This window comes from Paraburkholderia pallida (assembly GCF_004524855.1).
Lineage (GTDB): Bacteria > Pseudomonadota > Gammaproteobacteria > Burkholderiales > Burkholderiaceae > Paraburkholderia > Paraburkholderia oxyphila.
Map to the genome: position 1 here is coordinate 1,383,334 of NZ_CP038149.1, position 22,865 is coordinate 1,406,198.

A 22,865-nucleotide genomic window follows, 5' to 3' on the forward strand; every position below is an offset into this window, starting at 1 on the left:
TGAAAAGACAAAGGCTTCGCAAAATGCCGCGAAGCCCTGCTGCACTGATGAGGTGACCCGGGTATGGAACCCGTGGCCGGTTCGGAGGGGATCTGAGGTCCGCTGCTCCGCTCGCCAGAATGGCCGCTAAAGGTGCGCGGCGACTTGCTGCAAGCGGAACCCATCATACCTTGCGCGAGCCGCCCAGATCAAGCGGTTTGACGCCTGCGAGGCCCGTTCGGGGCGCTCGCAGGCGTCCGGCAGCATCGGTTTACGAGGCGGTGGCTCGCCGCTTCGCGGCACGCGCGCCGTCGGGAGCGGTTTCGTTTGCTGCAGCGGCTGCTTCATCGCTTGCCGGAGAAGACGGCAAGGGCGGCACTTCGCTCGCCGTGCGCGCGAGCACGGGCGCAAGCGCCGCGCCCGTGTGACTCGCCGCCACCTTCACGAGCCCTTCCGGATTCGCGGCGCCAACGATCGTGCCGCCGCCCACGCCACCCTCGGGACCGAGATCGATGATCCAGTCCGCTTCCGCGATCACGTCGAGGTCGTGCTCGATCACAACCACGCTATGCCCTGCATCGGCGAGACGATGCAGCACGCGAATCAGGCGCGCCACGTCCGCCATATGCAGGCCCACGGTGGGCTCGTCGAGCACGTAGAGCGTGTGCGGCGCCTTCTGGCCGCGCCGCGTGATGTCGTCGCGCACCTTGGAGAGCTCCGTGACGAGCTTGATGCGCTGCGCCTCGCCCCCCGAGAGCGTGGGCGACGGCTGCCCGAGCGTGAGGTAGCCGAGCCCGACGTCCTTCATGAGCTGCAACGGATGCGCAATGCTCGTGATCGGGCCGAAGAATTCCACGGCCTCGTCGATCTCCATCGTCAGCACTTCGCCGATGTTGCGGCCACGCCATGTCACAGCCAAAGTTTCCGGATTGAAACGCTGACCGTGGCAGACATCGCACGGCACTTTCACATCGGGGAGGAAGCTCATGCCGATCGTGCGCACGCCCTGGCCTTCGCAAGCCGGGCAGCGGCCATCGCCGGTATTGAACGAGAAACGCGACGCGCTATAGCCACGCGCGCGCGCCTCGAGCGTATCGGCAAACAGGCGGCGAATTGCGTCCCACACGCCGATATAGGTGGCGGGACACGAGCGCGGCGTTTTTCCGATCGGCGTCTGGTCGACTTCGAGCACGCGGTCGATGGTTTCCCATCCGCTAATCGAGTCGCAGCCTTGCCACGTATGCGAAACCTCAGGCTTCGGCTTCTTGCTCGTGCGCGCGAGCACGCTCGAACGGCGCTCGGCCGCGCTAGGTGCGCTCTCCTTCGCGGCCTTGCGCGCGCGGCGCTCCGCCGGCGAGGACAGCACCGAACGCCCCACCGCGTCGAGCAGGTTCGAGAGCAGCACGTCGCGCGCGAGCGTCGACTTGCCGGAGCCGCTCACGCCCGTGATTGCCACGAGGCGGCCGAGCGGAATCTGCGCCGTCACGTCGCGCAGGTTGTGCAGCTTGCCGCCATGCACGGTGAGCCACTGCTCGGGAACCGCCTCGCGCCCCGCGCGCGCCGGCTTCACTTCGCGACGCGGCTGCAGCGGATGCACGATCGGATGCGCGAGATAGCGGCCCGTCACGGAGTCGGGCTGCGCCGCGAGATCGGCGACCTTGCCCTGCGCGACCACGCGCCCACCGCGCTTGCCGGCGCTCGGCCCGATGTCGATGATGTGATCCGCGCGGCGGATCGTGTCTTCGTCATGCTCGACCACGACGAGCGTATTGCCCTTCTCGCCGAGACTGCGCAGCGCGTCGAGCAGAATCTGGTTGTCGCGCGGATGCAGGCCGATGGTCGGCTCGTCGAGCACATAGCACACGCCCTGCAGATTGCTGCCAAGCTGCGCCGCGAGACGAATCCGCTGCGCCTCGCCGCCCGAGAGACTCGGCGCGGCGCGATCGAGGCTCAGATAGCCGAGCCCGACTTCTTCGAGGAACTGCAAACGGCTGCGGATTTCGCTCACCACGTCGCGCGCGATCTGCGCGTCGCGTCCATTCAGCTCTAGCGACTCGATCCATTGGCGCGTTTCGGCCACGGTCCACTGCGCGACGTCGACGATCGGATGCTCATCGAACGTCACCGCGCGCGCCTCGGGATTCAGGCGTGTGCCATGACAATCAGGACACGGCTCGTCGACCATGCCGTCCGGCTCCAGCTCCTCGGACGGCAAGGTCTGCTCACGGCCGCGATCGTCGGCGCCAACGACGGTGTCGTCATAGGCCGCGCGCTGCTCGCGCGTGAGCGCGAGGCCGGTGCCCACGCACGTCGTGCACCAGCCGTGCTTGCTGTTATACGAGAACATGCGCGGATCGAGCTCGGGATAGCTCGTGCCGCACACGGGGCAGGCGCGCCGCGTCGAGAGCACCTTGACTTCGCCGATGCGCGCCGTCGAGTTGCCGTTGCCGAGTGCATGACCGAGGCCATCGAGCGGCGCGAGCAGATGCACGACGCCCTTGCCGGCCTCGAGCGTCGCGGCAAGCATCTGGCGCAATTGCGCCTCGTTTTCCGGCTCGATCACGAGATCGCCCACCGGCAATTCGATCGTGTGCTCGCGGAACCGGTCGAGCTTCGGCCACGGCGCGACAGGCACGAATTCGCCATCCACACGCAAATGCGTATTGCCGCGCGCCTTCGCCCATTTCGCGAGATCGGTATAAACGCCCTTGCGATTCACGACGAGCGGCGCGAGCAGGCCCACGTGCTGGCCGCGGTGCTCGCGCAGCAGTTGCGCGACGATCGCATCGGCGCTCTGCGACGTCACCGGCGTGCCGTCGTGCACGCAATGCTGCACGCCGAGCTTCACGTAAAGAAGCCGCAGGAAGTGCCAGACCTCGGACGTGGTCGCCACCGTGCTCTTGCGCCCGCCTCGCGAGAGACGCTGCTCGATCGCGACGGTGGGCGGAATGCCGTAGACGGCATCGACTTCCGGCCGTCCCGCGGGCTGCACAATGGAACGCGCGTAGGCATTCAGCGATTCGAGGTAACGGCGCTGACCCTCATGGAACAAAATGTCGAACGCGAGCGTGGATTTGCCCGAGCCCGAGACACCAGTAATCACATTGAAGCGGCCGTGCGGAATGTCGACGTCGAGCGCCTTGAGATTGTGCTCGCGGGCGTTCACGATGCGCACCACGTCTTCGCCCTGAATCTCGCGGCGCGCCTGCGCCGCGCGCACCGCCGTCTGCAGCGCCACACCCTCTTCCTCCGCCACGAGCGTGCCGACACCGTTGCCGAGCGCGGCTTCATAACGCTCGAGCGCCGCGCCCGTATGCGAGCGCGGGCAGGCGATCGCGTCGTCCGGCGTGCCCACGCACACCACCTCGCCGCCCGCGTCGCCGCCTTCCGGGCCGAGGTCGATCAACCAGTCCGCGGCGCGGATCACGTCGAGATTGTGCTCGATCACGAGCAGCGAATGGCCGCCCGCGAGGAGCTTGCCGAACGCGCGCATCAGCTTGGCGATGTCGTCGAAATGCAGCCCCGTGGTCGGCTCGTCGAACATGAAAAGACGTCCGCCGGCTGCGCTCTCCTTGCCTTTTGCCTGCGCCGTTTCGGCGAGATAGCCCGCCAGCTTCAGGCGCTGCGCCTCGCCACCCGACAGCGTCGGAACGGGCTGGCCGAGCTTCACGTATTCGAGACCCACGTCGACGATCGGCTGGATCACGCGCAATACTTCGGCATCCTCACGGAAGCACTGCGCCGCCTCGCTGACGGTGAGGTCCAGCACGTCCGCGACCGAGAGCGTGCGGCCGCCGCGCTCGATCTTCACTTCGAGCACTTCCGGACGATAGCGGCTGCCGTCGCAGTCCGGGCAACGCAGATAGACGTCGCTCAGGAACTGCATTTCGATGTGCTCGAAACCCGAGCCGCCGCAGGTCGGGCAACGCCCCTCGCCCGAGTTGAAGCTGAACATGCCCGCCGAGTAGCCGCGCTGCTTTGCGAGCGGCGCCTTGGCGAACAGCTTGCGGATCTCGTCGAACGCGCCCACGTAGCTGGCCGGATTCGAGCGCGCGGTCTTGCCGATCGGCGACTGGTCGACGAACACGGCGTCGCTGATCTGCTCCGCGCCGCTCAGGTTGCGATAGACGCCTGGCGCTTCGGTGGCCTTGCCGAGGTGACGCGCGAGGGCCGGATACAGCACGTCCTGCACGAGCGTCGATTTACCGGAGCCCGACACGCCCGTCACGCACACGAGGCGCTGCAGGGGAATCTCCACCGTCACGTCGCGCAGATTGTGCTCGCTCGCGCCTTCTAGCACGAGGCGTGGCGTGCTCGCGTCGACGGCGCGGCGCGCCCAGTGCGAAGCGTCGGCGACGGCGCGGTGGCCGCCCAGATACTCGCCCGTCAAGGTGCCGGACGAGCGAATGTCGTCAGGCGTGCCGTCATAGACGATCGTGCCGCCACGCTCACCGGGACCCGGTCCCATGTCAATCAGACGGTCGGCGGCCAGCATCACCGAGGGATCGTGCTCGACGACCACGAGCGTATTGCCCGCGTCGCGCAGGCGCTGCATCGCTTCGACGATGCGGTTCAGGTCGCGCGGATGCAGACCGATACTCGGCTCGTCGAGCACGAACAGCGTCTTCGTGAGCGACGTGCCGAGCGCCGTGGTGAGGTTGATGCGCTGCACCTCGCCGCCCGAGAGCGTGCGGCTCTGGCGGTCGAGCGTGAGATAACCGAGCCCGACGTCGCATAGGTACTTCAGCCGCGTGCGCACTTCGGCGAGCAGCAGCTTGAGCGCGTCGTCAAGCAGTGCTGACGAAAACGAGAGACCGTCAAAAAAGCGGCGGATGCGCTCGATCGGCAGCAGCATGACGTCGTGCAGCGTGAGGCCAGGCAATGTTTCGAGCTGCGCGCGCGACCAGTCCACACCGTGCGGCATGAATCGCGCCTCGGGCGCGAGCACCTCTTCCGCGTTTTCCTGCGTGCCAAGACGCCACTGCAGCGCCTCTGTTTTAAGGCGTGCGCCGCCGCACGTTTCGCACGGCGTGTAGCTGCGGTACTTCGAGAGCAGCACGCGAATGTGCATCTTGTACGCCTTCGACTCCAGATACTGGAAGAATCGCTTGACGCCGTACCACTGCGCTTGCCAGTTGCCCTTCCAGTCCGGGGTGCCGTTCAGCACCCAGTCGCGCTGCTCCTGGGTCAATTCCGACCACGCGGTGTCGCGCGGAATGCCGGCCTTGGCGGCGTAGCGCATCAGGTCGTCCTGACACTCCTTCCACGCGGGCGTTTGCAGCGGCTTGATCGCGCCGCCGCGCAGCGTCTTGCGCGCGTCGGGAATCACGAGCCCCCAGTCGACGCCGATCACGCGGCCGAAACCGCGGCACACCTCGCACGCGCCGTAGGCCGAGTTGAACGAGAACAGGGCCGGCTGCGGGTCCGCATAGCGCAGATCGCTGTCCGGGCAATGGAGGCCAGTGGAAAAGCGCCAGATCTGCGGCTCGGGTTTCGCATCGGAAACATCGGCGGCGCCTTCGGTTTCCGATACGACATAAATGTTCACACGTCCCGCGCCGCGCCGGAGCGACGCTTCGATCGCCTCGATCACGCGGCTCTTCTCGGCGTTCTGCAGACGGAAGCGGTCGGCCACCACGTCGAGCACCTTGCGCGTGCCGTCGGCGGTCTTCACTTCGCGCTCGGCCTGCACGCGCGTGTAGCCGCTAGCGGAGAGCCACTGTGCGACTTCCTCTTCGGTGGTTGTCTCGGGCAACTCGACCGGGAACGTCACGACGAGGCGCGGGTCGCCCGCGGCCGTGCGTGCGCTTAATTCCGCGTAGATCGTCTCGGGCGTGTCGTGGCGCACCGGCTGCGCGGTCACGCGGTCGAACAGGTTCGCGGCGCGCGCGTAGAGGAGCTTCAGATGGTCGTTCAGCTCCGTCATCGTGCCGACCGTGGAGCGCGAACTGCGCACCGGGTTGGTCTGGTCGATGGCGATGGCGGGCGGCACGCCATCGACGCGATCGACCTGCGGCCGGTCCATGCGGTCGAGAAACTGGCGCGCGTAGGCGCTGAAGGTTTCGACGTAACGGCGCTGCCCTTCCGCGTAAAGGGTGTCGAACACGAGGCTGGACTTGCCCGAGCCTGACGGCCCCGTCACGACCGTCATTTGGCCGGTGTGCAGGTCGAGGTCGAGATTCTTGAGGTTGTGCTGGCGGGCACCGCGGATACGGATGGATCGGTTATCGCTCACTTGCGCTGGCATTCCGGCTGGATGAAACGCGGGGGGCCGGGCGGCGCTGCCCGGCATCTCTCAGCCCTGGTGGGGCCGTCTGGGTTGAGATTCTACTGTATATTTATACAGCACGCCGGACGTGTGCACGGCGTGCCTCAGCCCGGGCCGCAGCGCCGGTTTGCAAGTTGGCCGAACGGGCTAGTCCATCCGGCCAGCCGCTCCGCCCCTGTTTCATGGCGCACTTTCTGGCACGTCGGTCGACGCTCCACTCCGCTCGCGCCACATCGTTTCGTAAGCAGCCTCCATGCCCCTCGCGAAACGTGCGCCGTCCATGAGCGGCGACGCCTCCATGCGTGCGCGCAATGAAGCGCGCAGACCGGCGAGTCGCGGCAGATCGCTTGAAAGTTCGACAACGGTGCGCACGAATGCGTCGTCGGAAAACGCGGCGAGCTCGTCGAGCCCGAGATTCGCCAACTGAGACAAGCCGGCGCGCCCCGCGCAGGTCGCACCCACGCGTGTGATCACCGGCACGCCCATCCACATTGCGTCCAGACTCGTGGTGTGACCGTTGTACGGCAGCGTGTCCAGCGCGAGATCGATCTCGTGGTACGTGCGCAAATAGGTATCGCGCGGCTGGAACGCCGCGAAACGCACACGCGCGGAATCGATGCCGTAGCGCGCCAGCCGTGCCGCAAGACGCTCGCGTGCCTCGCCTTGTGGCGCCATCAGCAGCAGCCGCGCATTGGGCAGCGCCGCGAAGACTGCCGCCCAGAGATCGAGCGTGGCGTCGGTCAGCTTGCACGGGTTGTTCAGACTGCCTAGCGTCACATATCCTGCGCTCTCCGCCGGCAGCGCGTTGACGGCTGGCTCCACCGCGAGCGGGTCATAGCACCAGAACGTGTCCGGCAGGCGAATCGAACGTTCGCTGTACTGACTGTCATGCGAGGGTGGGTCGAGATGCGGATCAGTCAGGCGGTAGTGCATGGCGTCGAGGCCGGTCGTGCCCGGATAGGCGAGCCATGCGACCTGCACCGGCGCGGCCTGACGCGCGAACAGCAAGGGCCGGCCATCGGCCATGTGCATCGCGAGATCGACGAGAATATCGATGCCGTCCGCGCGGATCTTTTCGGCCAGCGCGGCATCGCCGAGCTGGCGCACGTCGTGCCACACGTCCACGTGCGAAGCGAGGCGCGCCGTGACGGCGTCGGGACGCACTACGCTCGAATACGCGTGAATCTCGAAGCGCGTCCTGTCATGGTTCGACAATAGCGGCATCATAAAAAATGCCTGGCAATGCTCACGAAAATCTGCCGATACATAACCAATCTTCAAGCGCCGGCCTGAAGCACGTACCGGAGCATGCACGACGCGAGACGCGCGCAGCGGCCTCTCATGCTGCGCGGCCCAGCGGCGCGCCTCGGCAAGAATCGCCGCGGCATCGGACGACTGGAACGACAGGGCGTAGAGCAAATTGCTATGCGCGGTGAGGTTGCCGGGATCGCTCGCCAGCGCCTGACGCAGGCACGCGATGCCCTCGTCCAGCTCGCCGCGGTCCTTGAGCACGTTGCCGAGGTTGTTGAGCGTGGCCGAATGCGTGGGCGCGAGCGCCAATGCCTTGCGCAGCAACGCGCACGCTGCGTCCTGGCGGCCGAGCGCGCGCAACAGGTTGGCCGCATTGTTATAGGCATCGACGAAATCGGGCCGCGTCTGAATGGCCGTTTCGAACGCATCCATTGCCGCCTTGTGCTCGCCCAGCTCGCGACACACGTTGCCGAGATTGTTCGCCGCTTCGGCATGGCCGGGCTCGATCTCGAGCACGCGCCGATACTGCGCCTGCGCCTCGCGGCCATGGCCTAGCGCATGCAGCGCGTTGCCGTAATTGAAGACCGCGGGCGCGAAGGCCGGCGCGATCGCCACCGCACGCGCGAGCACGTCCGCGGCCTCCTGCGGATTCCCGTACTCGATCAACATCGCGCCGAGATTCACGAGCGCGGCCAGCGACTCGGGCGCTGCCGCCACGGCTTCGCGCAGCGATACTTTCGCTTCTGCGTGCCGGCTTTGCGACCGGAGCAGCGTGCCGAGGTTCGTGAGCGCGTCCGCATTGCCAGGCTGCGCCGCCAGTGCGCGCTCGTAGGCGGACTCGGCGTGCGCCGGCTCGTCGAGCAACCTGAAGCAGTTGCCCAGATTGTTGAGCGCGTCGGCCCTATGCGGATCGCGCTGTGCGACCCTCTCCCATGCCGATGCCGCTTCTCGCAGCGCTCCCTGCGCCTGGAGCGCGCTGCCGAGCCCGAACCAGAGATCGGGGTCGTCGGCGTCCTCGGCGAGCAAGCTGCAATAAATCGACGCGGACTCTTCATGCCGTTGCTCGAACGCGTACGCTTGCCCCAGCGCCTCGCGATAGCGTCGAGTACCGGGCTCGAGCTCGAGCGCGCGGGTCAGGCGCGCAATGGCGTCCTGAAAGCGCCCCTCCTGGATGTCGACTGCGGCGAGCCGGAATATCGCGACGGCATGCGACGGATCGAGGTCCACAATGAGGCTATAAGTCTCGCGCGCACGCACGAGGTCGCCGCCAATATGCAGTTCATGAGCAAGCTGGAAGAGGTCTTCGATTTGCATTTGGATAAGTCGATCCGGAGGGCCGCTCGATTGTAATCAACTGAGCACCCGACGTGCAAAGGTACTCGAATCGCCAACCGGCGAAACACCCATTTATTTCGCACTGCAATTCAAATTGCGCTCGTTGGAAAACATTACAGAAACGTTGTCTGTGCAAGCTCAACGCAAGGTAAGCCGCTTTTCGGCACACTGGTGCAAGAGGCGTCGCGCCAGCACACGCTCCGGCGTCACGCTTCGCCTTGCAAACAGGAGCCCAGCTATGAGCAAGACGATGCAGGCCGCAGTGGTTCGCGCTTTTGGCCAACCCCTTGCGATCGAAGAAGTGGAGATCCCCACGCCAGGCCCCGGCGAACTGCTGGTCAAGATCGAAGCTTGCGGCGTGTGCCACACTGACCTGCACGCCGCACACGGCGACTGGCCCGTCAAGCCGCAGCCCCCGTTCATTCCGGGGCACGAAGGCGTCGGTTACGTCGTTGGCACAGGCAGCGGCGTCAAGCACGTGAAGGAAGGCGACCGCGTGGGCATCCCGTGGCTCTACTCGGCGTGCGGCCATTGTGAACATTGCCTCGGCGGTTGGGAAACCCTTTGTGAGCAGCAAAAGAACACGGGGTACTCGGTCAACGGCGGCTTCGCGCAGTATGCGAAGGCCGACGCGAACTACGTGGGTCGATTGCCAAAGGACGTGAGTTTCATCGATGTTGCGCCGGTGCTTTGCGCGGGTGTCACCGTCTACAAGGGCCTGAAGGTGACCGACACGCGGCCGGGCAACTGGGTGGTCATTTCCGGTGTGGGCGGGCTCGGACACATGGCGGTGCAATACGCACGCGCGATGGGCCTCAACGTCGCCGCAGTCGACGTTGACGATACGAAACTCGAGCTCGCGAAACGGCTGGGCGCAACCGTGACGGTCAACGCGAAAACAACCGATCCCGCTGCGTATCTGAAGAAGGAAATCGGCGGTGCGCACGGCGTGCTCGTCACCGCCGTCTCGCCGATTGCGTTTTCACAGGCGCTCGGCATGGTGCGGCGTGGCGGCACGGTGTCGCTCAACGGCCTTCCGCCCGGCGACTTTCCGTTGCCGATCTTCGACATGGTGCTGAGCGGCGTGACCGTACGCGGCTCAATCGTCGGCACGCGGCTCGATCTCGAGGAGTCGCTGATGTTCGCGCAGGAAGGCAAGGTCAAGGCAACCGTCAGCACCGACAAGCTGGAAAACATCAACGACATTTTCGCTCGCATGGAGCGCGGCGCAATCGAAGGCCGCGTGGTGCTGGACTTCGCGAGTTGAGCCCATTGCCACTGTACCAGGGTGTATGAGGGGCCGGGAGTACCACCACCCGGCCCCCGCATCAAACGCTTCCGACTTTCACGCTTGACGCGCTCGCGGCCTACTCCGCGATGTCCACGCCCATCAGCACCTTGACGTCGACCGGTTCGGCCAGCCAGTCGCCAATCTTGCTGCGAAACGCCACGTAATGCGCACTCTCGCGATGCGCTTGCACCGCCGCTTCGTCCACGTAGGTTTCGTAGAGGTAAAAACCCGGCGCGCCGTCCGCGCGACGCAGCAGATCATAACGGCGATTGCCCGCTTCCTTGCGCGTCTGCTCCACCATGTGACGCAGTTCCGCCGCCAGTTCGGCAACGTGTTCGGGCTTCGGCGTGATGCTCGCAAAGAGATAGATGCTCATCGATATGTCCTTATCGTCAACAAAATTGCCGATGGGCAATATTGCCCATCGCCCTGCTCAACCCGCCTTATAGCGCTCGAGCCAATGCGCGTAAGGTATGGGCAGCGCCCATGCGGCGCGCTCGACCTTCAACGCCTGTGCGGCGAAGTACGGCCAATGCGGATTCGCGAGATGCGCGCGGCCGACCATCACGAGATCCAGTTGCTCCGAGGCCACAGAACGTTCCGCCAGTTCCGGCGTGCCGATACCCCATGCCGACGACACCGGCAGCCCCGCGGCGCGGCGCACCTTCTGCGCAATCGGCGCGAGGAAGGCCGGCGCCCAGGGAATCTGTGCGGTCGGCGTGGTGAAACCCACGCTCACGCTCAGCATGTCCAGCCCTTCACGCTTGAAGCCCTTGGCCAGTTCGATCGACTCGGCAAGCGTCTGCTCGTCGCGGCCATCGTATTCGATCACGCCGAAGCGCGCGGTCAACGGCAGGTGTGCCGGCCAGACCTTGCGCACGGCAGCCAGCGTTTCCAGAAGGAAACGGCTGCGGTTTTCGAGGTTGCCGCCATAGGCATCGGTGCGCTGATTCGAATGTTCCGAAAAGAAACTCTGGCCCAGATAGCCATGCGCAAAGTGCAGCTCGAGCCATTCGAAACCGGCATCGAGCGCACGCTTCGCCGCCGCGACGAAATCCTCGCGCACGCGCGCGATGTCGTCCAGCGTCATCGCCCGCGGGACTTTCGGCAGATGCGCGCCGAACTCGAACGCGGACGGCGCGATCGTCTGCCAGCCGCGCGCGTCGCCTTCGGCGATATGGTCGTCGCCCTCCCACGGGCGGTTCGCGCTCGCCTTGCGGCCCGCGTGCGCGATCTGGATGCCCGGCACCGCGCCGGCCGCCTTGATCGCTGCGACCGTCGGCGCAAAGGCCCTGGCCTGCTCGTCGTTCCAGATGCCCGTGCAGCCCGGCGTGATGCGGCCTTCCGGCGACACCGCCGTGGCTTCGACGATCACGAGGCCAGCGCCGCCACGCGCGATTTGCGTGTAATGGACGTGATGCCAGTCGTTGACCATGCCGTCGACGGCCATGTATTGGCACATCGGCGGGACGGCGATGCGGTTGCGCAGGGACACGCCCTTGAGCTTGAACGGTTCGAACAATGCAGACATCTACTGCTCTCCTGTGTCGACCAGAGCGGCCGCTCGAGTGGCTGACTCTGGTCTCGTGGTGGATACGGATGGACGCAAGCCACCAGGCGCGCCGCACCTGGCGTTGCCGACAAGAAATGAAGATCGGGAGCGGGTGAAAGCAGCGATTGCCTCGCTGCCTTCACCCCAGGACCACCGGCTCAAAACTGGAGAACCGGCTAAACGAAGCAACCGGACGCGACACGCGCGCCGAGCGTCCGGTCGAACGATTCGAGACTCAACGGGCCGCGCCGGCAGTCGATCGCGGACGGCAGCCCGTCCAGGCTCACTTGCTGCGCAGCGCCGCGAGCAGCGCCTCGGCTACAGGCTCCGACGAAGCCGGGTTCTGCCCTGTGATGAGCAGCCCGTCGGTCGCGACGTGCGGCGCCCAATCGGCGGCTTTCGTGTACTTGCCGCCGCTTTCCTTCAGCATGTCCTCGACGAGGAACGGCACCACGTCGGTCAGTTGCACGGCGGCTTCTTCGCTGTTCGAAAAGCCGGTGACGGCCTTGCCCGCCACCAGCGGCCGGCCGTCCTCGCCCTTCACGTGACGCAGCACGCCCGGTGCATGGCACACGGCCGCGACCGGCTTGCCCGCCGCAATCGTCTTCTCGATCAGCGCGATCGAGACCGGATCTTCCGCGAGATCCCACAGCGGGCCGTGGCCACCGGGATAGAACACGGCGTCGAACACGCTCGCGTCAACGTCGGCGAGACGTTTCGTATCGGAAAGTTCTGCGCGTGCCGCGGCATCGGCATTGAAGCGGCGCGTCGCATCGGTCTGGGCCGAGGGATCGCTGCTCTTCGGATCGAGCGGAGGCTGGCCGCCCTTGGGCGAAGCCAGCGTGATCTGCGCACCCGCGTCGCGCAATGCGTAGTAAGGCGCAGCGAATTCCTCCAGCCAGAAGCCGGTCTTCTTGCCCGTGTTGCCGAGGTCTTCGTGCGAAGTCAAAACGATCAGTACCTTCATCGGCATTCCTCTTTTCGGTGATGTCCGGGCGCTCGCGCGCCCCGCGAAACCGGTCGGCACGGCATAGTGCATGCGCGCTATTAGACCGGTCGTCTATTCACGGGCCGCATCAACCGGCCCTTCTGGATGGCGCCCGCTCAAGGGCGCCGATTCACTGCATTCCTGCTGCATGCCTGTTGCTGCGTGGCCTGGCTTCGCGTTCGATCAATCGCCGGACGGCAGGTTCAACATTTGCCGCGTGGTCGCCATCGCAGCGTCGAGCGGGCCGCGGTCGCGACGGATTTTTTCCATCAGCGTTGCACCCAGCCAGAGTTGGTAGAGTACCGCCGCCGTCACGGCGCCATCGCCCACGCCCGCGAGCGATCCATCGGCCCGGCCTTCCTCGATGCAAGCGGCGATGCGCGCGACGATCTCGTCGGTGCCGCGGCGCAGGACCACGCGCATGGGCTCCGAGAGGTCGCTCACCTCCGCGCCCAGCTTCACCGCGAGACACTTGCCATCGGGGCCGTCCGCGCAGTGCAGCGTGCGCCACTCCTCGAAGTAGCCCATGAGCCGCACGGCCGGTGTCTCCGTCTGGCGCCCGAACAGCGCTTCGAGGCGCTCTACGTACTCGGTGAAATACGACGTCAGCAAGGCTTCGCCGAACGCCTCCTTCGAGCCGAAATAGTGATAGAACGACCCCTTGGGGACGCCGGCGGCCGCCAGGATCTCGTTGAGACCGACTGCCGAAAAGCCTTTGCCCAGCAGGATGGGCATGGCGGTATCGAGGATGTGTTGCCGCACTTCGACGGCTGGCGCTGCGTTCATGGGTTGCCATGTTACCGGCCGAATAGACCAGTCGTCTAGTAATCTCACGTTTAGCGTAGTGCCATTACCGGAGAGACAGTCATGTCGTCACGCACCCTGCTCTGTTACGGCGATTCCAACACCCACGGCACCAAGCCACTCAACCTGCCCGGCGTGCGCGAGCGCTTTGGCCCCGCCGACCGCTGGCCCGGCGTGCTGGCCGCGGCGCTCGGCAGCGAGTGGCACGTGATCGAGGAAGGTCTGCCCGCGCGCACGACGGTTCACGACGACCCGATCGAGGGCCATCACAAGAACGGCCTCGCGTATCTGCGTCCGTGCCTGGAGAGTCAATTGCCTGGGGACGTCGTCGTGCTCATGCTCGGCACCAACGACCTCAAGGCGCGTTTCTCCGTCACGCCCGCCGACATCGCCAATTCGGTCGACGTGCTGCTCGAAACACTCGTAGCCTGCCGCGCGGGCCCGGGCGGCTCGACGCCGCATGTGCTGTTGATGGCGCCGGCGCCGATCGAGGAAGTGGGCTTTCTCGGCGAGATCTTCACGGGCGGCGCGGCCAAATCGCGTTTGCTCGCACCGCTCTACGAACGCGTGGCGGTGAAACACGGCTCGGCGTTTCTCGACGCCGGGGAAATCGTAAGAGTCAGCCCCACCGACGGCGTGCACTACGAAGCCGATCAGCACCACAAGCTCGGCAAGGCGGTCGCGCAACTCGTGCGGCAGCGCTTCAGCGACTGAGCGGCAACCGTGGGGCAACGGCGCGGTCGCCGCTCACTTTCCAAAGAGAAACGGCCACGCACTCGTTCCACGATCGGAAAGCCCACCCGACTGCTGCGTTTCCGAAGCGAAATCCCGCGCCCAAAATGAAAAACGCCGCCGGGCCGAAGCCCTGGCGGCGTTTGCCTGGCGTTGCTTCCGGTGCCAGGCACAGGAAGCAAAACAGACCAGCGATTAACGCGACATCATGTTCATGCCGACGTTATGCATGACCCACAGCGTGCCGCCGACGATGATCGCCACCGTCAGCACCGTATAGGTGAACGCGGTCACGTTCCAGCGCTGGCTCGACGACGTGTTCATGTGCAGGAAAAACACGAGGTGCACGAGGATCTGCACGACAGCCAGCGCGGCCAGGCCGAGCAGCGCGGTTTCGCGCGAGAAGCCGCCATGCAGCACGAGCCAGAACGAAGCGGCCGTGAGCACCACTGCCAGGACGAAACCTGCCAGATAGCCGCCGAGGCTGCCGTGGCTTTCTTCTTCGTGGATGGAATGAGCACTCATTTAGATCACGCTCGCAAGATAGACAAAGGAGAACACGCAGATCCAGACGATGTCCAGAAAGTGCCAGAAAAGGCTCAGGCACGACAGGCGACGGATTTCGCGCTCGCCGATTTCCGGCGCCTTCAGCGTCTGCACCATCAGGACGATCATCCAGATCATGCCCATCGTCACGTGCAGACCGTGGGTGGCCACCAGCGTGAAGAACGACGAGAGGAACGCGCTGCGCTGCGGGCCCGCGCCTTCTTCGATCAGGTGCGCGAATTCATGCAGTTCGAAATACAGGAAGGTCGCGCCCAGCAGGAACGTGACAGCCAGCCAGAACAGCACCTGGCCGGTGCGCTTCTTGTACGCGCCGATCATCGCGAAGCCGTACGTGATGGACGACAGCAGCAGCACTGCCGTTTCCATCGCGACGCCCGGAATGTCGAACAGGTCCTTGCCGGTCGGGCCGCCTGCGAACTGGTTCTGCATCACGGCGAACACTGCGAACAGCGAGCCGAACAGAATACAGTCCGTCATCAGGTACAGCCAGAAGCCGAACACCGAGTGTGACGGCGGGTGATCGTGGTGATCGTGCTCCGCGAGTGCGGCCGCACTTGTATTCGTCAACATCAGTTGGCCTCCAGTGCTTCTTCAACCTTGCCACGGCGTTGCTTGTCAGCGAATGCCTTGACCAGTGCGCGGTTGCGCAGTTCTTCGTCAGCCCGGACCTTGGCGGCCGGGATGTAGTAGCCCTCGTTCTTCTGGAAGCTGTAGCCGATGGCCGTCGCGAGAATGCCGACGAAGCCAACGATGGCGAGCCACCAGATGTGCCAGATGCCTGCGAAGCCCAGCACGAGGCTGAACATGCCGATGAAGAGACCGGCGCTCGTATTCGAGGGCATGTGGATGTCGGTGTACTTCGTGTTCGCGACGTCCGTGGTCTCGCGGCCGGTTTCCTTCAGGTGCGCGAATTCGTCGAGCTCGCTCACGTGCGGGATGACTGCGAAGTTATACGACGGCGGCGGCGACGACATTGCCCACTCCAGCGTACGGCCGCCCCACGGATCGCCCGTCAGGTCGCGGTTTTCCGGCAGGTTGCGGTCGCGGATCGAAACATACAGCTGTGCGAACTGGTGCACGATACCGATCAGCACGAGCACGGCGCCAAACCAGGCGATGATCATCCACGGATGCCATGCCGGGTTGTCGTAGTGGTTCAGACGGCGGGTTGCGCCCATGAAGCCGAGCACGTACAGCGGCGTGAACGCGACATAGAAGCCCGTGAGCCAGAACCAGAATGCACGCTTGCCGAGCTTCTCGTTGAGCTTGAAGCCGAACGCCTTCGGGAACCAGTAGTTCATGCCGGCGAGATAGCCGAACAGCACGCCGCCGATGATCACGTTGTGGAAGTGAGCAATCAGGAACAGCGAGTTGTGCAGCACGAAGTCCGCGCCCGGGATCGCCATCATCACGCCGGTCATGCCGCCGATGGTGAAGGTGACCATGAAGCCGAGCGTCCACAGCACCGCCGAGTTGAACTCGAGGCGGCCGCGGTAGATCGTGAACAGCCAGTTGAAGATCTTCACGCCGGTCGGGATCGAGATGACCATCGTCGCGATACCGAAGAACGCGTTCACATCGGCGCCCGAGCCCATCGTGAAGAAGTGGTGCAGCCACACGACGAACGCCAGCACCATGATCGCGCAGGTCGCGTAGACCATGGCCTTGTAGCCGAACAGCGGCTTCTTGGCATACGTTGCAACGACTTCCGAGAAGATACCGAACGCCGGCAGGATCAGGATGTACACCTCGGGGTGACCCCAGGCCCAGATCAGGTTCAGGTACAGCATGGCGTTACCGCCGCCATCGTTCGTGAAGAAGTGCATGCCCAGGTAGCGGTCGAGGCCGAGCAGCGCGAGCGTGACGGTCAGGACCGGGAACGCGGCCATGATCAGCACGTTCGTGCACAGCGCCGTCCACGTGAACACCGGCATCTTCATCAGCGTCATGCCAGGGGCACGCATCTTGATGATGGTGACGAAGAAGTTCACGCCGGTCAGCAGCGTGCCGACACCGGAGATCTGCAGCGCCCACAGGTAGTAATCCACCCCTACCCCTGGACTATAGGCAAGCTCCGAAAGCGGCGGATACGCGAGCCAGCCGGTCATCGCGAACTCACCCACGACGAGCGAGATCATCAGCAGGATTGCGCCGACCGCGGTCATCCAGAACGACAGCGAGTTCAGGAACGGGAACGCGACGTCGCGTGCGCCGATCTGCAGCGGCACCACGATGTTCATCAGGCCGACCATGAAGGCCATCGCCATGAAGAAAATCATGATCACGCCGTGCGCCGTGAAGATCTGGTCGTAGTGGTGCGGCGGGAGGTAGCCCGGCGCGTTGTACGCGAGCGCGAGCTGGGTACGCATCATGATGGCGTCGGCAAAGCCGCGCACGAGCATGATGAGGGCGAGCACGATGTACATCACGCCCAGACGCTTGTGGTCGACGCTCGTCAGCCACTCCGTCCACAGATATTTCCACTTACCGAGGTAAGTGATGCCACCGAGCACGAATGCCCCGATGAGCGCCATGCCGACCATCGTGCCGAGAATAATCGGCTCGTGATACGGAATGGCATCCAGTGTAAGTTTTCCGAACATGCCTGGTTTACCCCTTGGTCACGCACGACGGGTCACTGAAGTTCGTGACATGGCCGTTGTTGTACTTCGCAATGATGTTGTTGAAGAGCTTCGGGTCGACCGTCGAGAAGTACTCAACCGGAGCCTTCTCGCTCGGCTTCGCAACCGTCGCGTATTGATCCATCGAAAGCGACGTCGAGGACGCCTTGACCTTCTGGACCCATGCGTCGAAGTCTTGCTGGTTCGTTGCGATCGTGCGGAACTTCATGTCCGAGAAGCCCTTGCCGCTGAAGTTCGCCGAGAGACCGGCGTAATTGCCCGCTTCGTCCGCGATCAGGTGCAGGCGCGTCTGCATGCCGGCCATCGCGTAGACCTGGGTGCCCAGCTGCGGGATGAAGAACGAGTTCATCACCGAGTCGGACGTGATGCTGAAGTTCACCGGCGTGCCGACCGGCACAGCCAGCTGGTTCACCGTGGCAATGCCGAGGTCCGGATAGATGAAGAGCCACTTCCAGTCCAGCGCGACCACTTCGACGTTGATCGGCTTGACGTTCGATTCAATCGGCTTGTAGGGATCGAGCTCGTGCGTGGTTTTCCACGTGAGCACGCCGAGGAACAGAATGATCAGCGTCGGGACCGTCCAGACGACGATTTCGATGGCCGTCGAGTGCGACCACTTCGGCGCGTAGGTGGCGTTGCGGTTCGAGGCGCGGTAGCGGTACGCGAACCACAGCGTCAGGAAGATCACAGGGATCACCACAATCAGCATGGCCCAGGTGGAGGTCGCGATCAGCGACTTCTCCGCCATGCCCACGCTGCCTTTGGGGTCGAGGACTTCCAAGTTGCATCCGGAAAGACACATGGCCAATCCGGCACTGACGGGAAGCAGTAACCTTTGCAAGGTCGTTCTTTTCATCACGTTTGCCTGAAATTCATTCATTGAATAGTTCCGGACACATCCCCTGACATCGGCCAAAGGAAGCGCGCCCGAATCATACAGCCGCTTTGATCGAAGACAATCAATGAATGCAGAAAATGACCTTTGTCAAAACGGAATCGAGACACTTTGTCGCATGTGTTCGCGAGGTTTGTCGCGCCTCGGGAACACACGCACGCCGTGCCCTACTTCGCACTTGACATCGATCCGCCGCGGCTTCTTTCGAATCTCAAAATTCGAAAACTGCTGGACGCACTCGCGCGCCGCGCCGCCTCACGGCGGGGCGGCGCGCAGGTGCGCCGTCATTCCTTACTGAGCTATCACTGCCTTTACGTCGGCGAGCGCTGAGCGGTGCGAGCGTCCGCACCCGCCGCGCGCACGGATTCCGTTTGCGCGGCATCTTCGACGGGTTGCTTGGTGCGGCCGGCCTGGGTGACGAGGTTCGCCGCCGAGAGCTCGATCGCGTCGGTCATGGGCTTCGGATAGAGGCCCACGGCCAGCACCAGCGCTGCGAGCGAAGCGAAGATCAGCGTTTCGCGGCGGCCGAGATCGGCCAGCTTCGCAACGCTCTTGTTCGCCACAGCGCCAAAGATCACGCGCTTGTACATCCACAGGGTGTACGCAGCGCTCAGAATGACGGTCGTCGCGGCAATCGCGCCGACCCAGAAGTTCACGCGAACGGCGCCCATGATGACCATGAACTCGCCCACGAAGCCCGAGGTGCCCGGCAGGCCCACGTTGGCCATGCAGAACAGCATCATGAAGGTGGCGTAGCGCGGCATCACGTTGACGACGCCGCCATAGGCCGAGATCGTGCGCGTCTTGGTGCGGTCGAACAGCACGCCGACGGAGAGCAGCAACGCGCCCGAAACGAAACCGTACGAGATCATCTGCACGATCGCGCCTTCGGTGCCGATCTGGTTGAAGAGGAACAGGCCCAGCGTCACGAGGCCCATGTGGGCAACCGTCGAGTACGCGAGCAGCTTGGTCATGTCGGTCTGCGCAAGCGCGAGCAGGCTCGAGTACACCACGGCCACGAGCGAGAGCGTGATGATGACCGGTGCGAAGAAGTGCGCGGCGTCAGGCGTGATCGGCAGCGTGAAGCGCAGGAAGCCGTAGCCGCCGAGCTTGAGCATCGCCATCAGCACGGTCGCGCCGGTGGGCGCCTCGAGGTGGACGTCGGGCAGCCAGGTGTGGAACGGCCACATCGGCACCTTGACCGCGAAGGCCGCGAAGAAGCCGATGAAGACGAGGATCTGCGGAACGAAGCCGAGCGAGGCGTTGTGCCAGACCGACATGTCGAAGGTGTGCGATTCGCTGTAGAGATACAGCATCGACAGCAGCATCAGCAGCGAGCCGGCCAGCGAGAAGAAGAAGAACTTGACCGCGGCGTAACTGCGGCGTGCGTGGCCCCACGTGCCGATCAAGAGGTACAGCGGAATCAGCGTCGCTTCGAAGAACACGAAGAAGAGCATGCCGTCGGTTGCCGCGAAGGTGCCGACCATCAGGCCCGAGAGAATCAGGAACGCGCCGAAGTACTGGGCGACGCGCACCGTGATCGAAGTCCACGAGGCGATCACGATCACGAGCGTGGTGAACGCGGTGAGCACGACGAGCCACATCGAAATGCCATCGATCCCGAGACGCCAGGCCACGCCGAAGTCGGGCAGCCAGTTGCGGAATTCGACGAACTGCATGCCGGCAACGTGGTTGTCAAAACCAGTGATCAGCGGCAAGGTCAACAGCAGGCCAACGACGGCGCCGACCAACGACAGCCAGCGTACGCGCTGCGGATGACGATCCGACCCGACGCGCAGCACTGCCACGCCGAACAGGATGGGAATCCAGATCGCCAGACTCAGGAATGGAACGGATTGCATTTCAACGGGACCTCAAAAATGCGGAGCGAATGGCTTCGTCAGCGCACGGACTGATACGCAAGCAACTTGAAAGATTGACGTGGGGTGAAATTCGGACCAGACAGGCTGTAATGAATTCGTCAGCTACGAGGCGAAATGCAACACACGTTCAAGGGTTAACGAGGGTAATCGGTATACGGAACTTTTGCAGCGCAACAACACGGGTCGAATCGAAAATTGATGCAAGTCATTGTTTTTATTCGAAACTGTACTAAGGCGAAATACAACAAATTGCTCGGCAGACATCTTTTTTGATCACGAAAGTGCCTCTCGCAACCGCCAGGACGGGCCCAGGAGCGACATGACGTCGCGCCGCGCGGCCCGAATAATACCTTACTTGTTTCTTTCAGTTCAATGACTTATGCATCGAGGTATGGCCCCTCGAACCGCGCCAGCCCCGCCCCGTGCGCGTTTGCGCGGTGCAAAAAAAAGCCCCGGCGCTATGCAGGCCGGGGCGAACTCTCACGGTGCGCCAGCGGCGCTGGTACACGCATGACCGGCACTTTAGCCCCTTTCCGCCCCCCAATTAAGCGGCTTGCCTGGAAGAGTCCTTTCTTGCACGCCATGGGATCGCGGTGCCGCCGCCAGCACGCTGGATGGTCCTGATCCGATATCGACTTATTTCGCAAATGAGAATCATTTGCATTTGAATCGGATTTGCAGCACCATAGAGGCCTCGCCGCCCGACACGACAGGAGGCTTCATGAACCCAACCGCCCCATTCGCGAGAAATGACACGCTGATCGACGAGACCTTCGTCCAGCATCCGGACAGCGCCGAGCAAACCGTGCTGCGCGCGGTACGCACGTGGCTGCGTCCGCGCTGCGACGCCTCGGCCAGGTCCGAGAGCTGGCGCGGCGTGCTCGCCGAGGCTGGGCTGGCCGCTGACGGCATCGACCAGTTCGCGTTGCTGATGACCACCCTGTGCCGCGCCTCGTGCCGCCCGCTCGACACGCGCTGCCGCTGCGCGTCCGAACTGGCGAAGGACGAAGGCTCGCTGTTGCAGGTGATCGCGCTGCTGCAGTCGACGCGCAGCGAGGCCGCCGTGCAACTGCTCAACGACTGGCTGCCGATGCCGAGCGTGAGCGGTATGCTCAAGACCGCGCGCTGGTTCGCCATCGCGCTGCTCGACGCGGGACTGCGGTTGAGCCACCGCGCGCGCCGCGTCACGTACATGCACTGAGCGCTTCGATTCCGCGCGTGCGTTCGCCCTTCCAAATTGATCTGGATGACTGATCAAATCGCCTGCACTTCCATTGCTACTCGCGCCTGGCGCGCCGCGCCTTGACATAGCGGCGCGCGGCGTGCGCCATCTGCGGATACACCTCGCCTGGAACCGCGAACAGTACAAGCGCGCAGAGCGCGAGCACGGCGCAGAACAGGAACGTGCCGCGATACCCCAACGCCTGCACGAGCAAGCCCGATAGCACGCCGGAAAGGATCGAGCCGAGCCGCGCGGAGTTGAAGAACAGCGCCGTGGCGCGCCCGGGCGATTCGGGCATCAGATCCTGCACGTAGGTCATGCCCAGGCACGACGTGACGGCCACCACGAAGGCGTTGAGGATCTGCATCGGAATGAGCGCGTGCACGCCGGGCGCTGCCGACATCGACACGAAATACAGTGCGTGCACAACGGCACAGGCGGCGAGCCAGTGCAGCTTGTTCAGGCGCGACGCCTTCGCGCCGAGCGCGAGCATCATCGGAATCTCCATGAAGGCGCCGAGACCCAGCATGATCGAGACGTCGATGCGCGTGCCCTGCAGGCCGTGCACGATATAGAGCGGCAGCACGATCATTGTCGCGTTGGCGGCCAGGCCGATGAGCGTGAGCGCAACCACCGCGCGCATGATGTCGCTCTGCGAGACGTCGGGCGCGCTCACGTGCACGCGCTGCTTCACTGCGGGCTGCACTTCGGCCTGGGTGAGCGGCTGGCCCTCGTAAGGCGCTATCGCCTCCTCGGCAAGCTCCTGCGCAACCTCCCCTGCCGTGGGCCGCGTCATCAGATGCTGGGTGGCGTGCTCGTCGAGGCGCGGCTCGCGCATGCGCCAGACGATCGTCCCGCAGGCCGCGAAGCTCGCCGCTGCGAACAGGAAGAGCCCATAGAAGCCGGTCGCCGCGAGCACCAGCGCGCCGACCGCCGGCCCAAACACCCATGCCGCCGAAAGAATCGTGCGCAACGTGGCGCTCGCGAAGGTGCGCTCGGCGTCGTCGGCGGCCGGCAATGCCGCGCGGCTGAACGAGAACACGAGCGAGAGCGCGCAGCCGCCCGCGCCAATGAACGCGATGCCCACCGCGAGCAGCAAGCGGTAGTCGCGCACAATGCATAAGCACAGATAGCCGAGTGTGGCCGCACAGAGCGAGGCGAGCAACAGCGGGCGATGCTTGCCGGTGGCGTCGCTCCAGCGCCCGGCCGCTGTGCTGGCGATCACGCCGCTCGCCGCGATCGCGGTCATGAACACGCCGAGCCGCAAGGGCGTCATGCCGGCACGTTCGACGCCGAACAAGGACAGATACGGCGCGGTGAACGACATCGCCACGCCCAGCATCAGGGTGGCGCCGGCAAGCGGCAAAAAGCCGGGGATACGCAGAAGACCGACAAGGCGCGAGTTCTTGAGCACGGCGCAACGCTGATGGGGAGGAGAAGCCGCAACGCGCGAGGC

General features: G+C 64.4%; 15 protein-coding genes. 3 read left to right on the forward strand and 12 right to left on the reverse strand.

Going from position 1 to position 22,865, the window contains the following annotated elements:
• Positions 1-250 precede the first annotated feature (250 nt).
• Together uvrA and E1956_RS21390 are read right to left on the reverse strand one after the other, a co-directional pair.
• On the reverse strand, positions 251-6,214 hold the full coding sequence (gene uvrA, locus E1956_RS21385; protein WP_134752690.1) for an excinuclease ABC subunit UvrA: 5,964 nt from the start codon (positions 6,212-6,214) through the stop codon (positions 251-253).
• 213 nt (positions 6,215-6,427) lie between these two features.
• Complete coding sequence (locus E1956_RS21390) at positions 6,428-8,812, reverse strand: tetratricopeptide repeat protein (protein WP_134752692.1); 2,385 nt, start codon at positions 8,810-8,812, stop codon at positions 6,428-6,430.
• Between the two features lie 259 nt (positions 8,813-9,071).
• On the opposite strand from E1956_RS21390, the gene adhP reads away from it, so the two are divergent.
• Positions 9,072-10,100: an alcohol dehydrogenase AdhP gene (gene adhP / locus E1956_RS21395; protein WP_134752694.1), complete on the forward strand. Its 1,029-nt coding sequence runs from the start codon at positions 9,072-9,074 to the stop codon at positions 10,098-10,100.
• Positions 10,101-10,200: 100 nt separating this feature from the next.
• Here adhP and E1956_RS21400 read toward each other — a convergent pair whose 3' ends face one another.
• The 4 genes from E1956_RS21400 to E1956_RS21415 all read right to left on the reverse strand — a co-directional run bounded on the left by E1956_RS21400 (position 10,201) and on the right by E1956_RS21415 (position 13,450).
• A complete protein-coding gene (locus tag E1956_RS21400; RefSeq protein ID WP_134752696.1) occupies positions 10,201-10,500 on the reverse strand; it encodes a putative quinol monooxygenase in 300 nt (99 codons plus the stop codon).
• A 57-nt stretch (positions 10,501-10,557) separates the two neighbouring features.
• Positions 10,558-11,655: an NADH:flavin oxidoreductase/NADH oxidase gene (locus E1956_RS21405; RefSeq protein ID WP_134752698.1), complete on the reverse strand. Its 1,098-nt coding sequence runs from the start codon at positions 11,653-11,655 to the stop codon at positions 10,558-10,560.
• A gap of 304 nt (positions 11,656-11,959) precedes the next feature.
• Positions 11,960-12,643, reverse strand: a complete 684-nt coding sequence (locus tag E1956_RS21410) for a type 1 glutamine amidotransferase domain-containing protein (protein ID WP_134752700.1) — start codon at positions 12,641-12,643, stop codon at positions 11,960-11,962.
• A 204-nt stretch (positions 12,644-12,847) separates the two neighbouring features.
• A complete protein-coding gene (locus tag E1956_RS21415) occupies positions 12,848-13,450 on the reverse strand; it encodes a TetR/AcrR family transcriptional regulator (protein ID WP_134752702.1) in 603 nt (200 codons plus the stop codon).
• A gap of 81 nt (positions 13,451-13,531) precedes the next feature.
• Here E1956_RS21415 and E1956_RS21420 point away from each other — a divergent pair, with 81 nt between their 5' ends.
• The gene (locus E1956_RS21420; RefSeq protein ID WP_134752704.1) at positions 13,532-14,182 is read left to right on the forward strand and encodes an SGNH/GDSL hydrolase family protein; all 651 of its coding nucleotides are present in this window, start codon (positions 13,532-13,534) and stop codon (positions 14,180-14,182) included.
• Positions 14,183-14,395: 213 nt separating this feature from the next.
• Here E1956_RS21420 and cyoD read toward each other — a convergent pair whose 3' ends face one another.
• The 5 genes from cyoD to E1956_RS21445 form a co-directional block, all read right to left on the reverse strand.
• Positions 14,396-14,725 carry a cytochrome o ubiquinol oxidase subunit IV gene (gene cyoD / locus E1956_RS21425; RefSeq protein ID WP_028218809.1) on the reverse strand — a complete coding sequence of 110 codons (330 nt, stop codon included), beginning with the start codon at positions 14,723-14,725 and terminating at the stop codon, positions 14,396-14,398.
• Positions 14,726-15,337: a cytochrome o ubiquinol oxidase subunit III gene (cyoC, locus tag E1956_RS21430; protein WP_028218810.1), complete on the reverse strand. Its 612-nt coding sequence runs from the start codon at positions 15,335-15,337 to the stop codon at positions 14,726-14,728.
• Positions 15,337-17,370 carry a cytochrome o ubiquinol oxidase subunit I gene (cyoB, locus tag E1956_RS21435; RefSeq protein WP_134752706.1) on the reverse strand — a complete coding sequence of 678 codons (2,034 nt, stop codon included), beginning with the start codon at positions 17,368-17,370 and terminating at the stop codon, positions 15,337-15,339. The genes cyoC and cyoB overlap by 1 nt, the downstream gene beginning before the upstream one ends.
• A gap of 7 nt (positions 17,371-17,377) precedes the next feature.
• Positions 17,378-18,265, reverse strand: coding sequence for a ubiquinol oxidase subunit II (cyoA, locus tag E1956_RS21440; protein WP_134752708.1), 888 nt, complete (start codon positions 18,263-18,265; stop codon positions 17,378-17,380).
• A 350-nt stretch (positions 18,266-18,615) separates the two neighbouring features.
• The gene (locus E1956_RS21445; RefSeq protein ID WP_134752710.1) at positions 18,616-20,166 is read right to left on the reverse strand and encodes an NADH-quinone oxidoreductase subunit M; all 1,551 of its coding nucleotides are present in this window, start codon (positions 20,164-20,166) and stop codon (positions 18,616-18,618) included.
• Between the two features lie 742 nt (positions 20,167-20,908).
• Here E1956_RS21445 and E1956_RS21450 point away from each other — a divergent pair.
• Positions 20,909-21,388 carry a hypothetical protein gene (locus tag E1956_RS21450; protein ID WP_134752712.1) on the forward strand — a complete coding sequence of 160 codons (480 nt, stop codon included), beginning with the start codon at positions 20,909-20,911 and terminating at the stop codon, positions 21,386-21,388.
• Positions 21,389-21,464: 76 nt separating this feature from the next.
• On the opposite strand, the gene E1956_RS21455 is transcribed toward E1956_RS21450, so the two are convergent.
• Positions 21,465-22,823, reverse strand: coding sequence for a sugar efflux transporter (locus E1956_RS21455; RefSeq protein ID WP_134752714.1), 1,359 nt, complete (start codon positions 22,821-22,823; stop codon positions 21,465-21,467).
• Positions 22,824-22,865 lie beyond the last annotated feature (42 nt).

What these genes read in the sequence shown, in the direction of transcription:
- cyoA (WP_134752708.1), bottom strand. Translation starts at nt 18,265, where the DNA reads ATGAAAAGAACGACCTTGCAAAGGTTACTGCTTCCCGTCAGTGCCGGA.
- E1956_RS21390 (WP_134752692.1), bottom strand. Translation starts at nt 8,812, where the DNA reads ATGCAAATCGAAGACCTCTTCCAGCTTGCTCATGAACTGCATATTGGC.
- adhP (WP_134752694.1), top strand. Translation starts at nt 9,072, where the DNA reads ATGAGCAAGACGATGCAGGCCGCAGTGGTTCGCGCTTTTGGCCAACCC.
- cyoD (WP_028218809.1), bottom strand. Translation starts at nt 14,725, where the DNA reads ATGAGTGCTCATTCCATCCACGAAGAAGAAAGCCACGGCAGCCTCGGC.
- E1956_RS21410 (WP_134752700.1), bottom strand. Translation starts at nt 12,643, where the DNA reads ATGAAGGTACTGATCGTTTTGACTTCGCACGAAGACCTCGGCAACACG.
- E1956_RS21450 (WP_134752712.1), top strand. Translation starts at nt 20,909, where the DNA reads ATGAACCCAACCGCCCCATTCGCGAGAAATGACACGCTGATCGACGAG.
- cyoC (WP_028218810.1), bottom strand. Translation starts at nt 15,337, where the DNA reads ATGTTGACGAATACAAGTGCGGCCGCACTCGCGGAGCACGATCACCAC.
- E1956_RS21405 (WP_134752698.1), bottom strand. Translation starts at nt 11,655, where the DNA reads ATGTCTGCATTGTTCGAACCGTTCAAGCTCAAGGGCGTGTCCCTGCGC.
- cyoB (WP_134752706.1), bottom strand. Translation starts at nt 17,370, where the DNA reads ATGTTCGGAAAACTTACACTGGATGCCATTCCGTATCACGAGCCGATT.
- E1956_RS21445 (WP_134752710.1), bottom strand. Translation starts at nt 20,166, where the DNA reads ATGCAATCCGTTCCATTCCTGAGTCTGGCGATCTGGATTCCCATCCTG.
- E1956_RS21400 (WP_134752696.1), bottom strand. Translation starts at nt 10,500, where the DNA reads ATGAGCATCTATCTCTTTGCGAGCATCACGCCGAAGCCCGAACACGTT.
- E1956_RS21420 (WP_134752704.1), top strand. Translation starts at nt 13,532, where the DNA reads ATGTCGTCACGCACCCTGCTCTGTTACGGCGATTCCAACACCCACGGC.
- E1956_RS21415 (WP_134752702.1), bottom strand. Translation starts at nt 13,450, where the DNA reads ATGAACGCAGCGCCAGCCGTCGAAGTGCGGCAACACATCCTCGATACC.